This window comes from Hyphomicrobium sp. (genome assembly GCF_035572195.1).
Lineage (GTDB): Bacteria > Pseudomonadota > Alphaproteobacteria > Rhizobiales > Hyphomicrobiaceae > Hyphomicrobium_B.
In genome coordinates this window covers 1-13,527 of the sequence record NZ_DATNBA010000142.1, presented here as the reverse complement: position 1 = coordinate 13,527, position 13,527 = coordinate 1, and the positions used below count along the sequence as shown (strand labels likewise).

At 59.6% G+C, this 13,527-nt stretch carries 12 protein-coding genes and 2 pseudogenes; 4 read left to right on the top strand and 10 right to left on the bottom strand.

The genetic code is table 11. From position 1 onward, the window contains the following. Both VN623_RS12225 and VN623_RS12220 read right to left on the bottom strand, forming a co-directional pair. Positions 1 to 200: pseudogene (locus VN623_RS12225) on the bottom strand (hypothetical protein); the annotation flags it as partial. A gap of 239 nt (positions 201 to 439) precedes the next feature. Continuing rightward, positions 440 to 871 carry a group III truncated hemoglobin gene (locus VN623_RS12220; RefSeq protein ID WP_325571268.1) on the bottom strand — a complete coding sequence of 144 codons (432 nt, stop codon included), beginning with the start codon at positions 869 to 871 and terminating at the stop codon, positions 440 to 442. A gap of 167 nt (positions 872 to 1,038) precedes the next feature. On the opposite strand from VN623_RS12220, the gene VN623_RS12215 reads away from it, so the two are divergent. Then, a complete protein-coding gene (locus VN623_RS12215; RefSeq protein WP_325571266.1) occupies positions 1,039 to 2,019 on the top strand; it encodes a nitronate monooxygenase in 981 nt (326 codons plus the stop codon). Between the two features lie 25 nt (positions 2,020 to 2,044). Here the strand turns inward: VN623_RS12215 and VN623_RS12210 are convergent, their stop codons facing one another. Then, on the bottom strand, positions 2,045 to 2,977 hold the full coding sequence (locus VN623_RS12210; RefSeq protein ID WP_325571264.1) for a nickel/cobalt transporter: 933 nt from the start codon (positions 2,975 to 2,977) through the stop codon (positions 2,045 to 2,047). Positions 2,978 to 3,341: 364 nt separating this feature from the next. Between VN623_RS12210 and VN623_RS12205 the strand changes: the two genes are divergently transcribed. Then, positions 3,342 to 3,851 carry a hypothetical protein gene (locus VN623_RS12205; RefSeq protein ID WP_325571263.1) on the top strand — a complete coding sequence of 170 codons (510 nt, stop codon included), beginning with the start codon at positions 3,342 to 3,344 and terminating at the stop codon, positions 3,849 to 3,851. Positions 3,852 to 3,929: 78 nt separating this feature from the next. Here the strand turns inward: VN623_RS12205 and VN623_RS12200 are convergent, their stop codons facing one another. The 3 genes from VN623_RS12200 to VN623_RS12190 all read right to left on the bottom strand — a co-directional run bounded on the left by VN623_RS12200 (position 3,930) and on the right by VN623_RS12190 (position 6,467). Further along, entirely contained in the window at positions 3,930 to 4,766 is an 837-nt protein-coding gene (locus tag VN623_RS12200; protein ID WP_325571262.1) for a metal ABC transporter solute-binding protein, Zn/Mn family, read from the bottom strand. A 76-nt stretch (positions 4,767 to 4,842) separates the two neighbouring features. Further along, positions 4,843 to 5,715, bottom strand: a complete 873-nt coding sequence (locus VN623_RS12195; RefSeq protein ID WP_325571261.1) for a metal ABC transporter permease — start codon at positions 5,713 to 5,715, stop codon at positions 4,843 to 4,845. After that, complete coding sequence (locus tag VN623_RS12190) at positions 5,712 to 6,467, bottom strand: metal ABC transporter ATP-binding protein (protein WP_325571260.1); 756 nt, start codon at positions 6,465 to 6,467, stop codon at positions 5,712 to 5,714. Before VN623_RS12190 ends, VN623_RS12195 begins: the two co-directional genes overlap by 4 nt. A 660-nt stretch (positions 6,468 to 7,127) precedes the next feature. Between VN623_RS12190 and VN623_RS12185 the strand changes: the two genes are divergently transcribed. Further along, on the top strand, positions 7,128 to 9,284 hold the full coding sequence (locus VN623_RS12185; protein WP_325571259.1) for a trehalose-6-phosphate synthase: 2,157 nt from the start codon (positions 7,128 to 7,130) through the stop codon (positions 9,282 to 9,284). An 86-nt stretch (positions 9,285 to 9,370) separates the two neighbouring features. Here the strand turns inward: VN623_RS12185 and VN623_RS12180 are convergent, their stop codons facing one another. Both VN623_RS12180 and VN623_RS12175 read right to left on the bottom strand, forming a co-directional pair. Next, on the bottom strand, positions 9,371 to 9,775 hold the full coding sequence (locus VN623_RS12180; protein ID WP_325571258.1) for a DUF7282 domain-containing protein: 405 nt from the start codon (positions 9,773 to 9,775) through the stop codon (positions 9,371 to 9,373). A gap of 239 nt (positions 9,776 to 10,014) precedes the next feature. Further along, positions 10,015 to 11,859 carry an ABC transporter ATP-binding protein gene (locus VN623_RS12175; RefSeq protein ID WP_325571257.1) on the bottom strand — a complete coding sequence of 615 codons (1,845 nt, stop codon included), beginning with the start codon at positions 11,857 to 11,859 and terminating at the stop codon, positions 10,015 to 10,017. Between the two features lie 310 nt (positions 11,860 to 12,169). Between VN623_RS12175 and VN623_RS12170 the strand changes: the two genes are divergently transcribed. Continuing rightward, positions 12,170 to 12,412 (top strand): hypothetical protein, encoded by a 243-nt coding sequence (locus VN623_RS12170; RefSeq protein ID WP_325571256.1) that lies wholly within the window; start codon positions 12,170 to 12,172, stop codon positions 12,410 to 12,412. A 64-nt stretch (positions 12,413 to 12,476) separates the two neighbouring features. On the opposite strand, the gene VN623_RS12165 is transcribed toward VN623_RS12170, so the two are convergent. Next, positions 12,477 to 13,055 carry a hypothetical protein gene (locus tag VN623_RS12165; protein ID WP_325571255.1) on the bottom strand — a complete coding sequence of 193 codons (579 nt, stop codon included), beginning with the start codon at positions 13,053 to 13,055 and terminating at the stop codon, positions 12,477 to 12,479. 270 nt (positions 13,056 to 13,325) lie between these two features. Continuing rightward, a pseudogene (locus VN623_RS12160) lies at positions 13,326 to 13,527 on the bottom strand (hypothetical protein); the annotation flags it as partial.

Here is a 13,527-nt window from a genome sequence, read left to right as displayed (position 1 = left end):
AAGTTGATGCCAAGTTCCGGGACGCGCTTCAGCGTCCGAATGGCCTCGCCGCGGTCGGCCGGCTCTCCCCAGACTCCGTCGCCGGTAACGCGCATCGCGCCAAAGCCCAGACGATTGACCTCGACTTCGCCGCAGATCTTGAACTGGCCGGATTTTTCGGCTTGAGACGGCGCCGCCGAGCGGAGAGCAGTTTTAGTCATGGGTCTCAACCTTTCTCGCTATTCGACGACTGGATGTACACGTCGTCCGAAGCACATATCCTCATCTAGCGATGCTAGACGTTGTCCCGCGCCGGCCGCATGACAAGGGCGACGCGTTCAGCACTCAACCCGAAATCACTGGGCCGAGACGGACGTTCAGACGGTACGGAGATCGTGCAGCAGTCACCTGCTGATGCCAGGAGCAAGACAAAAATTGCAGGTGGCCACACGCCGCAGGCTCACGGCGTCCGGCGCGGCCTTTCGAACGCGATCCCGTCACCGCGATTCAGACTGATGCCCAGTTGCAGCGATTCGCCGATCCGTTGCGACCGGTCGATAAATAGCGCCGCCGCGTCAGGTGGGCACACCGCGCGAGCCGTTTCTGCAAACAACTGCAGCCACCGCGCGAAATGAGCACTGGAAATCTCGTCGATGGCAACGTGTACGGGCATCGGGCTACCCCGGTAACGCCCGCTTTTTAACACTACCGATGACCAGAACGCCGCGAGTTTCGTAAGATGTTCGTCCCAATCGTCGACCCGGGCTTCAAAGACGGGACCTATCAGCGCATCCTGGCGCACGGCCGCATAAAAGCGATCGACAAGCGTCGCGATCAGGTCTTCGTCGATCCCGGCATCGCTGCCTGGAGAGTTGGGACGTGGCTCTTGCATGGCGTGGACCGTTGTCGACCGCTTCGATAAGATGCATAACGCTTATATCTTAATGTCGTCGGCGCCAGGGAGCAATGGGCTTGATTGCCCGTGCGGACGAGCGACGCCTCTGACCGTCCAATCCGCTCCTGAGCGTCTCGAACACTGGCTTGAAAAGGGGAAGCGACGTGCTGAAGACACGACTGACGGAACGCCTGGGTCTCAGTCATCCCATCATCTCGGCGCCGATGGCTTTTGCCGCGGGAGGTCGCCTTGCGGCAGCGGTTTCAGCGGCCGGCGGCCTCGGCCTCATCGGCGGCGGGTACGGCGACGCCGACTGGCTTGAAGGCGAGTTTCGCGCCGCCGGAAGCCAGCCGGTCGGTTGTGGTTTCATAACCTGGTCGCTACGCAAACAGCCGGCGCTACTCGACTTGGCGCTCTCCAAACATCCGAAGGCGATTCTGCTGTCGTTCGACGATCCGGCGCCGCTCGCCGAACGCGTCAGACAGCGCGGCGTGACGCTGATGTGCCAGGTCCAGACCCGGCGCGACGCCGAACGAGCAATTCAGTGCGGCGCCGATGTGATCGTCGCACAAGGCGGCGAAGCGGGCGGCCACGGCGAGAAGCGTGCGACGATGACCCTTGTGCCCGAGGTCGCAGACCTGATCGCCAAGACGTCTCCCGAAACGCTGCTCTGCGCGGCGGGCGGCATTGGCGACGGCCGGGGAATCGCGGCGGCCCTGATGCTCGGCGCCGACGGGGTGATGATAGGTTCGCGTCTGTGGGCCTCTCACGAAGCCAACGTCAGCGAGGGGATGCATCAGGCGGCTCTTAAAGCCAGCGGCGATGACACAATCCGCTCGCAGGTCATGGATCTGGCGCGCAAGCTGCCGTGGCGGACGCGCTACAGCGCCAGGGTTTTGAAAAACCAGTTCATCGAACGCTGGCACGGCCACGAGGCGGAGCTGATGACCGTCGCCGACGAAGAGGCCGCCAAATATCGCAAGGCGTGGGCTGATGGCGATCCGGAAAAGAGCAACACGTTCGTCGGTGAAGTCGTCGGCCTCATTCGAAAGATCGAGCCGACCGGCGAAATCATTCAGCGCATGGTGCAAGAGGCAAGTCTGCTTTTGCAGTCAAGCTCCAAGTACGTGGTCTCAAAACCCTGAGCTCATCGAACGTGTCGCGAGGCGATCAGAACGGTCGCATCGTATGCAGCGACGCGAAGAAAAAAGCGACGCCAAGGAGAAAGACAGCCGCCGAGCTGGCGATGCCGGCACCGCGGGCGATAGCTGCGCCCCAACGGCCGTCACCTCCAGCAAGTGAGATCGCGAGATTGCGCGAGCCGACGGTCAAAGCGGCGAGCGTCGACACGGTTATCGCAGTACCTAAGGCCATTGCGAACGTCGCCAGCACTCCGGCCCACAGCGCTCCTTGAGAGACGGCAAATACAATGACCAGAAGTGCCCCCGTGCAAGGCCGGATGCCGACGGAAAAGGCCAAGGCGAGGGCCCTTTGCCAGGAAAGTTCACCGGCCAATTGCTCCGGGCCGGCGATATGGACGTGGCCACAGTGCCGATCATGCTCGTGAGCATGATCGTGAGGATCGTCGTGAGAATGGCCGTGTGACGCGTTGCCATGACGGTCGTGGGCGTGTGCGGCATGTGCCGCCGCCACGTTGTCGCCGCGCCGCGAAAACATCGGCAATGCCTGCTTGATCGATAGCCACGCGCCGAGGACGGCAACGCAGCCCCAACTCAGCGTCTCCAACCATGCTTCGACGAAGCGCGTCGCGAGACCGGTAGCTCTTGCAGCCAGATAAAGGCCGCCGACCAGCGCAATCGCCGACAGTGCTTGAACGAACGACGAGAGAAACGCCAGGAAGACACCGCGCCGCAGAGTTTGCTTGTCGGCAAGCATGTAGGACGAAATAACAGCCTTGCCGTGTCCAGGCCCGACGGCGTGAAAAATTCCGTAAATGAAACTTGCGAGCACCAGCGCACCGGTAGCCGAGGCGATGCTCGTTGTGTCCTTGAGATTGCGAACAGCACCGGTCATGTCCTGCGTAAATCGATGTTGCTCGAAAAGCAGCCACGACCAGGCGCGATCGACGAGACGTGTCGCCAACGACGGCGCCTCGGATGATTGCGCCGAGATGTCGGAGTGCGATCCGGCGGATAAGCCAAATGGAGATTTCGTGGCTGCAGAAGAATCGTTTGCTCGGGTCGGCAGTCCAATCAGCGACACCATCGCGGCGATCAGTAACGCTCCCGCTACTGCACGAGTGAGCAACCCGCTACGCAAACGATCAAAATCGTCGCCGCATCTCGACTGCCCCATGAGATCCCCCGTTGGTCGTGACGGAAAACAACTTCCATCCCACTTAGTGGATGTTATATTATCGGATATCCATCGTAGGATTATGACCGGATCGCGGCGCCAAAATTACGTTGCGCGAAGGTCGTGATCGCGAATCAGGCAACCACCGCAAATGAAATTCAGGTCATTCGTAAGATATACCGGCTTGTTGATAGCGGCCGCCGGCGCGGCGGCGTTTGCCGATGGCGGTCCGACCGTCGAACAGTACGTCGCATCCACGAACGGAACCGCTTACATCGTTCCCACCGGCGAACTTCGCATCAACGGCTATCGCATGCGGTGCGGTACGCGAGCGACCGTCATCGACGACAATCTCGATGACTACGGGGCAGCGTATCCGGGCTTCATCATCCTGAACACGAAGTTGCTGCTGCGGCTGCCTCAGCCGGTCATGCTGTGGATCTATTCGCACGAGTGCGGACATCAGTTTCGCGGTCCCGACGAGGAAACCGCCGATTGCTTTGGAGTCCAGCGCGGCCGTCGCGAAGGCTGGCTCAACGAGCAAGGGTTGAATGACGTTTGCAATTTCATCGCTGCCGCAAAAGGCGACAACATGCATTTTGCCGGTCCGCATCGATGCGAGGCGATGCGCCGATGCTTTGCCGATCCGGCGGTCCACTGATGCTGCACGCTTTTACAGATTTGCGGAAAAGGCAGGCCTAAATGAAGCCTGCCGCTACTGCGTTATCGCTTCCTGCTATCAGGATCCGGCGATGGCCTTTGAAATAAGATCGACGTTGTAGCGGAACATCTTGGCGTACGTGGGCGCCGGACCATCCTCTTTCGACAACGCTTCGACGTAGAGTTCACCACCCGGTTCCGCGCCCGTCGCTTTCGAAATCTGCTGCACCAGACGGGCGTCGTTGGAGTTCTCGAAAAAGTACGTCTTCACTTTTTCCTTTCTGATCTGGTCAATCAGCTTTGCAATGTCGGCGGCCGAAGCCTCTGTCTCGGTCGAGAGGCCGACGGGTGACAGAAACGTCACGCCGTATTCCCTGCCGAAGTAACCGAATGCATCGTGACTCGTCAGAATTTTCCGCCGGTCTTTGGGTACCGTCTCGAGCTTGGCTTTCGCGTACGCATCCAGGTCTTTCAGGATTTTCGTGTATCGATCCGCGTTAGCCTTGAAGGTTGCGGCATCCGCGGGATCGGCAGCCGTCAGAGCCTTCTCTATGTTCCCGACCCACACTTCGATATTGACCGGGCTATTCCAGACGTGCGGATCGGTGATGGTCTTGCCGTCCTCGTCCATCGTCCGCGTCTTGATGCCTTCGGAGGCAATGACCGGCTTGCCGCTGTAGCCGGAAGCCTTGACCAATCTCTCGAACCAGCTTTCCAGCCCCTCGCCGCTGATGAACGTGACGTCCGCTGCCTTGAGCTCTCTCGCATCGTTCGGCGATGGCTCGAACTCGTGGGGATCGCCGTTCGGTCCAACAAGACTTTTTACATTCACATGCTCGCCGCCGACTTGCTTCACGACATCGGCCAGCACGGTGAAGCTCGCAACCGCATTCAGAGTCTTGGCGGACGCGGGCATTGATGCGCCCACTCCAAACGCCGTTGACGCCAGAAGTCCGATTAGAACCTTCGTAGCCCTCATGGTCGGCTCCTTATTAGGCACCGTAGTGCGGACGCGGGAACAGCCGCCGCAGCGCTCCAGAGGGCGAAACGAGCAGCGACACGCCGTAGATGATACTGGCGGTGAGAATGATCGCGGGGCCCGAAGCCACGCCGTAGTGGAACGACGCCACCAATCCGAGATAACCCGAAATGACGGCTGTGCCGGCGGCCGTGACGAACATCGCCGGAAGGCTTTGCGCCCACAATCGCGCAACTGCGGCAGGCAGCATCATCAAGCCGACGGCCATCAATGTGCCCAACGCCTGGAAGCCGGCGACCAGATTGAGCACGACAAGAAACAAGAAAAGAAAGTGGTAAAGGGAGCCGCGACCCGCTACGGCGCGAAGGAAACCCGGATCGAAGCATTCCGCCACTAGCGGCCGATAAACCAAGGCCAGCATGATGAGCGTGAACGAGGCTATGCCGCCGACAAGATAAAGCGCCGTGGCGTCGATAGCGAGAATTGTGCCGAATAAAACATGCAAGAGATCGATGTTCGAGCCGCGCAACGAAACGATGAGAACGCCAAGGGCCAATGAGGTCAGGTAGAACGTCGCAAAGCTGGCGTCCTCGCGCAGCGCCGTTGTTCTGCTGATCAACCCCGATAGCAGCGCCACGCTAAGCCCGGCGATTAGACCGCCCAAGCCCATTGCCGGCAAAGACAATCCTCCGGCGACGAGAAATCCGACCGCCGCGCCGGGCAAAATCGCGTGGCTCATGGCGTCGCCGACGAGGCTCATCCTGCGTAACATCAGCAGAACCCCGATCGGCGCCGATCCAAGACCGAGCGCCAGGCACGCGACGAGCGCCCGCCGCATGAAGCCATAGTCGACGAATGGCGCGATGAATACCGAATACGTTGTCATGAGGCCACCGCGCGATCGTGCTCGCAGACCAGAGCGTCCTCATCCCAGCTTTCCGCCATCGCTCGAGCGCGAAGCAAATTGCGCGATGACATCGCAACGTCGGTCGGACCCCAATCGATCGCTTCCCTGGCGAGCAGCAGCGTCCGCGGGAAATGAGCCCGAACCTGATCGAAATCGTGCAGCACCGCGATAACGGTGCGGCCGTCTTGATGCCAGCGGCAAACGATCTCGAGAAGATCGCGTGTCGTCCGCGCGTCGATCGCTGTGAAAGGCTCATCCAAGACGATGACCTTCGCGTCCTGCACCAATAGTCTTGCGAAGAGCACGCGCTGGAATTGACCGGCGGAGAGAGATCCGACTTGGCGGTGTCCGAAGCCATCAAGTCCCACGGCCATCAGGGCTTGCCGGGCCTTGGCGGCAGCTTCAGGTTGAACGCCGCGAAAGGCGCCGCTCTGCCGCCAGGTTCCGAGCAAAACGGTATCGGCGACTGTCATCGGAAACTGCCGGTCTATCTCGGCGGCTTGCGGCAAATATCCAAAGTCGCTGATCGCCAGGCCGCCACGGTCAATTGATCCCTCGGCCAACCGAATCTCGCCCATGATGGCTTTGAGAAGCGTCGACTTGCCGGCCCCGTTCGGCCCGGCAATCGCCGTCATGCTGCCCCGTTCGAACGATCCGCTAACGTGATGCACCGCCGGATGACGAGCGTAGGCAACGGTAATGTTATCGAGCTTGATTGCGGTTTCGCTCATGGCAGCACCACGGCCCACAGAATGGCAAGCCAAAGACAAGCGATCACACCGCTGACGACGCCAAGCCGCACGACGGAGGAGCGCGCCATCACCGAGGATTGAAAAGTATCGCCTAACGACATCAAAATCGATCCACTGGTAAAGCTGCCCCGACGTCTCGAATATAATATAACATCCCATAGCACGGCCACGGCCCTGTGGCAAATTTTCGTGCCGGGCACTCAAACGCCGGGCTAGCCGTGAGTGCCGGACCATTTCACAAATCCGGACGATCACCCCTGCCGGACTTCGGCAAAAGAATGCCGGAACACGCGAACGCTCTCAGGGATCATCCGGCCCCATGCGGCTCGACGCGATCGCGCGGCGAGCGCTAGTCGCGAATGCCGCTGCCACCACCGCCGACTGCTATAGTAAAGAAATTTATCCGGTCGCCAAAGAGCCCACGCGCGTGCGCGTCGGTCCCCCGCGCCACGGCCTGCGAGTCAGCTTCGGAGCGTCGCGTCAATATGGCTTCACGGTTGATTTTGCGCCCGCATGATGCTTGTTGCCAGCATTATCCAACACACTGATCACAGAGCGAGTCAGGCAGGAACGTTGCGCAGTTACTTACGATACGGAGCGGCACTTCTTTTCGCGGTTATACTTGTTGCGTCCGCCGTCATGCCTGCCGTCTCGGTACTTATCCGCGACTGGTCGCGCAGCGACGTAGAGCTGCGTTCGAAGCTGATCTTCAACTCCATCAGCGATCAAGTCGCCTTGTATCTCGCCGACAAAAATGACGCGGCGCTTCTAGCATTCTTTGAACGTCTGACCGACGACGAAAAACTGTTGGGACTGGGTTTCTGCGATACCAGCGGTCGGCTCAGGGCCGCAACAAAGCTCATGCCTGCCTCGATCACTTGCGACAAGCTTGCGCGCACCGAGTCGCCAAGCTTCTCGACCACCACGACAGGTGGCCGCAATATCTTCGTCGCGTCGTTTCCCCTTTCCGTCAAAAACGCCAGCGGTCACGTCGCTATCTTGCATGATCTATCGTTCATCGAGGAACGGGCCTCGGAGGCGCGCTACTATTGGGCTCTCGCCATCGCCGGAGTCACGATTGGCCTCGGAATACTTGGGGCGCTGTTGGGCTCCGGTTTGGTCAAGCGGTGGCGCAATCTGGTGCGAGAGTCGATCAAGGATGCGCGCAGCGGCTCACCTGTAGTTTTGTCGAATGAAGCCAGCACGCTTTTAGGCCCGGAACTTAGAACGGTATTGCGCGAACTCCGCGCCGGACAATCCGCACCTGCGAGCATTCATGTCGAGTGGTCGCGCGAAGTCTTGCATAATGTGCTCAACAAAGAGCTACCCGATACCGATGTCATCGTCGCTTCGAACCGCGAGCCTTATATTCACAATCGCGTAGGCGACGACGTCGTGCTGCAGATTCCGGCAAGCGGGCTCGTCGCGGCGCTGGAGCCTGTTATGCGCGCCTGCGGCGGCACCTGGGTCGCCCACGGCAGCGGATCGGCTGACCGCGACTCCGTCGATGCGCACGACCGGGTCGGCGTGCCCCCTGCGTCTCCGGCTTACGTACTTCGCCGGCTGTGGCTCTCCGAGGAAGAACAAAACGGTTATTATTACGGCTTCGCGAACGAGGGCTTGTGGCCGCTCTGTCATATCGCGTTCGTCAGGCCGACCTTCCGGGAAAGCGACTGGCGCATGTACCAGTCTGTCAACGAACGTTTTGCAGACGCGGTTGCCGAAGAATCGAAGGACGGCGATCCGATCATCCTCGTCCAGGATTATCATTTTTCGCTTTTGCCGAGGCTTCTGCGCAAGCGCCTGCCGCGCGCGACCATCCTGACGTTCTGGCATATCCCCTGGCCGAATGCCGAGACGTTCAGCATCTGTCCGTGGAAGGAAGAGATTATTGACGGCCTGCTCGGCAGCGACGTGCTGGGCTTTCATACCCAATTCCACTGCAACAATTTCTTCGAGACTATTGACCGGTTTATCGAGAGCAGAATTGATCGCGAGCGGGCCTCGGTGATGTTTGGAGGCCATGAAACCATCGTTCGGCCTTACCCGATTTCCATCGAGTGGCCACCGGCGGCGCTAGCGACCCAAAAATCGATCGCCGAATGCCGCAAGGCCGTACGTGAACGCTTCGAGATCGGCCAGGATGTGATGCTCGGCGTTGGTGTCGAGAGGTTCGATTATACGAAAGGCGTGCTCGATCGCCTGCGGGGCGTCGATGAGTTGCTGACGCGTCATCCGGAGTGGCACAACCGCTTCGTGTTTGTGCAAGCCGCTGCACCGACGCGAAGCAAGCTCGAGACCTACAAGGACCTGCAGGATGAAGCCGTGGCCTTGGCCGACCTCATCAACGAGAAGCATGGCGACCAATCCTACAGGCCAATAAGACTTGTCATCAGGCACCACGAACCCGACGAAGTCTTCGAGCTGTTTCGCGCATCCGACCTCTGTGTCGTCAGCAGCTTGCACGACGGCATGAACCTCGTTGCCAAGGAATTCGTTGCAGCGCGCGACGACGAAGAGGGCGTCCTGATCCTTTCGCACTTTACAGGCGCATCGCGAGAACTCTCGGAAGCGTTGATCGTCAATCCGTACGATCCGCACGGACTTGGAGAGGCCATCAACGAAGCGCTGACGATGCCGCTCGATGAGCAGCGAGCTCGGATGCGCCTGATGCGCGCCCTCGTTCGCGAACACAATGTCTATCGCTGGGCCGGACAGATGCTTCTGGACGCCGCCGAGCTGAGACGCCGCAAACGCGTTTTCGACCTTATTGGTAAGCGCAGCGTCGCAAAATGAAATCAACCCAGCGCTTGCATTGAAGCCCCGGCGTATGTTGCACCGGGGCTATTTTCGAACATGTGCCTAGCATCGGCATCAGCACATCACAGCACCTTGAAACTTTGTTCGGCAGGCGTGCCCTGATCTTTGAAGACGCTCGATTTCGACCCGGATTTTTCGAGCACGGCCCAGAGCTTCGTACCGGACGCCGGCTTGGATTTCAGGTCGACGCTGATGTCACGATGATCACCGGCCGGAAGGGCGACGTGGCCAACCGGCTTCGCGCTCATAGTACCTGACTTGGTGCTGGAATAAATCGCGAGAGTGCCGGCCTTCGGCATATACGCGTAGGTGATGGAAACGGAATCTCCCTTCAGCTTCTGGCTCATGGCTATGATTGACGGGGGCGTGCCTGCGGCGAATGCCGCTGTGCCGGTAAGCAGCGTCGATACAAAGGCTATGCCAAGGGCGCATGCTGAATGACAGCGAGATGTGATGAACTTTGTCATGGGGGCTACTTTCTCTTGAGTGTTATATGGCTTCGTCACGCCGTATGCGGCGCAGAACACCCCCGTCCCAAGCGTCGGACCTTAAATTGGCTGACTCGAAATGGGCGCTGTTGCCGCGCTAACGCGACAAGATTCGATATGGTTCGGAGCGCGGATCGCGACAACCCACGCGTAACGATTTTTACGAATACGTAAAGTGCCGGGCCGCAACTAAAATTGATCGTCTTAAGCGACGGTAATCATCGGTAGCCGGCGGCTTGCAACTCGAAGAGCTCCGAATATCGGCCCGACTGCGCGATCAACTCCTGATGCGTTCCCGCGGCTTCTACTTTTCCATCGGCGAGAACGAGAATTCGGTCGGCCATTCGAACGCTCGAAAAGCGATGCGAAATCAGAATCGCCGTCTTGCCTTCGCTCAGTTCCTTGAACCGCTGGAAGACCTCGAACTCAGATCGCGCATCGAGTGCTGCCGTCGGCTCGTCGAGGATCAGCACTTGGGCTTCGCGCATATAAGCGCGCGCAATCGCGATTTTTTGCCACTCGCCACCCGAAAGCTCGACCCCATTTTTGAAGCGCTTGCCGATCATCTGGTCGTAGCGGCCGGCGAGCTTCGCAATGACTTCATCGGCCAGACTTCGCTTCGCAGCTAGCTCGATACGGTCACGGTCATTACGCGCCGCGATTCTGCCAACCGCGATGTTATCGGCTGCCGTCAGGTTGTAGCGCACGAAGTCCTGGAAAATGACGCCCATATTCCCGCGCAGTGCCTCGAGATCATACTCGCGCAGATCATGGCCATCGAGCAGGATTCGTCCTTCATCCGGATCGTAGAGACGTGCGAGAAGTTTCACCAAGGTCGTCTTGCCGGCGCCGTTCTCGCCGACCAGCGCCAGGACTTCGCCGGCCTTCAATGCGAAGCTCAGATGGCGCACCGCCCACCGCTCGGCACCCGGATAGATGAAGCCGACGTTCTCGAACACGAAGCCCTCGCGGATCGGCCGCGGGAACGGGAGCGCGTTTTCCGGTGACTGAATCTCGGGCTCGACATCGAAGAACGAGAACAGATCGTTGAGATAGAGCGCCTGCCCCGCAACGGTCGAAAAACCCGATAAAAGGCCTTCGAGCAGGTTGCGCAGTCGCCGGAATGAGCCCGCGAGGAACGTTAGGTCACCGACCGTGAATTCGCCCGCCAACGTACGCCACGCGATGTAGGCGTAGGCCAGGTAATAGCCGATCGTGCCGAGCGCCGTGAAAAGACCGCCCCAACCAGCGCGACGTATAGCGAGCCTGCGGTTCGCCGCGTAAATCTCGGTCGCAAGTTGCCGGTAGCGGTCGATCAGGAAACTGTTGAGCCCGAAAATCTTGACTTCCTTGGCAGTCTCGACGCTGGCAGCAGTCTGCCTCAAATAATCGAGTTCGCGGCGCTCGGGTGTTCTGAAGTAATTGAGCGTGTAGCTCTGTGCGTTGAAATGCGCTTCACCAAGAAACGCCGGCACTAAGGCGATGAGCAGCAGCACGATGAGCCACGGCGCGTAGAAGATGAGACCGGCCGCAAAGCTTGTCACCGTCACGATGTCCTGCGCCTGGGAAAACAATTGCCCCATCAGCGTCATCCGCCCGCTCGTCTGGCGGCGCGCACGCTCGAGTTGATCCTGGAAGTCCGCATCCTCGAAATCTTCGAGATCGAGCGTCGCGGCGTGTTCCATAAGCCGCACGCTCGAATCGTTGGACACCCGCTCCGACAGCAGGCTGTCGATCAACGACACGACGCGGCCGAGCACGTCCGCCAGAACGGCAAGCACAAACTCGATGATCAGCAGCAGGCCGAGCCAATTCAGCCGTCCGCTATCGAGCCACTGTTGCAGCGACTGTGGCCTATCCGGCATCTGGACGAGTTGTACCACATCGTCGATTATGAGTTTGCCGATGAACAGCGTGATGATCGGCAACAGCGCACGCACCAGCCGCAACGAGAGCGAAGCTGCGGTGAGATGCGGGCTCGTGTGCCACACCATCGCGATGAACGGTCGAAGGTTCTTGAGCGCTCCGACACGCTCTTTCAGCGACCTTTTAGCGATCGGCATCGACGCCTGAGGCGGCAGTCCAAAGGCGCCGGGCCGCTGTCTTCCTCCTCTGCTGTACTGCCGCGCCATTCTAATAAAGCCTGTTCCTGCCCACTGGGTGTGAGCATTGTGCCGAAGCATGGCGCGTTATGCAAAGTTCGCAAGCCGAGCGTCACCAATGGCCGAGGGTTAACTTTTCGTCCTCATTGGGACGTGTCAGGATTGAGTGCTCGCCCCTTGCCCCTGTCAACGCCGATGGCGTGCAGGGGCCAAGACGTCGTCACAGTCCGCACATACGGATTTTGACCGGGCAATTTCAATGGAGGAACCTATGAAGACGATCCTCGTCATAATGAGCTTACTCCTCTCCACATCGGTCGTCGCCGCTGACGCGACCTGCGATGCAACCGCGAAAGATAAAAAACTCGCGGGCGCCGCCCTGACAAGCTTCATGAAGAAATGTGAGAAGGACGCAGCGTCGAAGTGCGCCGCCGACGCCAAAGCAAGGAACTTGCACGGCGCAGCGCAAACGAGCTTCACCACGAAGTGCCTCAAAGACGCGACCGGCCCCTAGAATCCTTTCGCTGACGGGATCGCTCCCGTCTATTCTTTGTTGCAGCCGAGCATAAGCGGCCGTTTCACGGCTCAGCCTTCACCGTCGAGGCTACGACCGCAGAGACGGCCTCGGCATCCTTCGAACTGGCAGCACCGCTTCCGGGAACCACGGCCGTGCCCGGCGTTCCCTCGATCTCATCGAGCCATCGCGCCGTGCGCTGAAAATCCGGATCGGCCTTGAACCGCTCGCTTGGCGTGAAGCCGTCGACCCGGCTTACCGCCTGGGCGATGAGCTTGCGAAATTCCGGTACATCGAAGTATGAGGCGTGCACCAATTCCTTCCAGGTGAAATAGGTGCTGATCGCCGTATCAGCCGTGTGCTTTGGATCAGCGTAGGCGATCTGGCCGATCGCATGGCGGAATTTGGCGATCGACTGGCTGGCAGCGCGGTTGCTGTAATCCGTCACGAGATCCGCGACAGCCGTCGGCAAACGCGGCGGCGACTTGTCGATCCAGGTCGGCCGGTCCATCGCTCCAATCGCAATCTCGCCTTCCGTGTCGTTGCCGAATGCGGCGCGTTTCACTTCTGCATTCGTAATCCGATTGAGAAATTGACTCGAGACGCGGCTGATGACCGTGGCGACCGACTGGATCAGCAGCATCAGCGCCAGCGCCAACAGCCCGAAGATGATCGGAACCAGGACAGCCGGCCCAAGAAGTGACCAAAACCAGCGCTGACGCCGGTCGGAGAGGTCCGCGGCGCCTAAGGCCCATGAGAGTTGGTCGGTCGAGACGTGAAGCAGGAGGCCACTGTTGATGCTGAGATCGTGACCGCCGCCGCACAGCGTTCCGTTTTCACAAGGCTGTCCGTCCTTTTCGAAAAAGCGCTTTTTGAATCGCAGCCCGCGCTCGATGCTGTCAAGATTGGGGTACTAAACCTCCAATGCCGCTCGCTTCGCTCTATAGTCTCGCCAAGCGCTGCGCCGATCTTGCGCCGGTTGCGCCGCGCCACCGGCGCCTTGAGTGGCCGCTGGTTCTTCATCGCTTTTGCGCGCGGCGACGAGTTGATCACGTAAAGCATTCAAAGCCGCTTCAGCTTCCGGCTTCGAATTTGAATCATAAATTTCCGTCTTC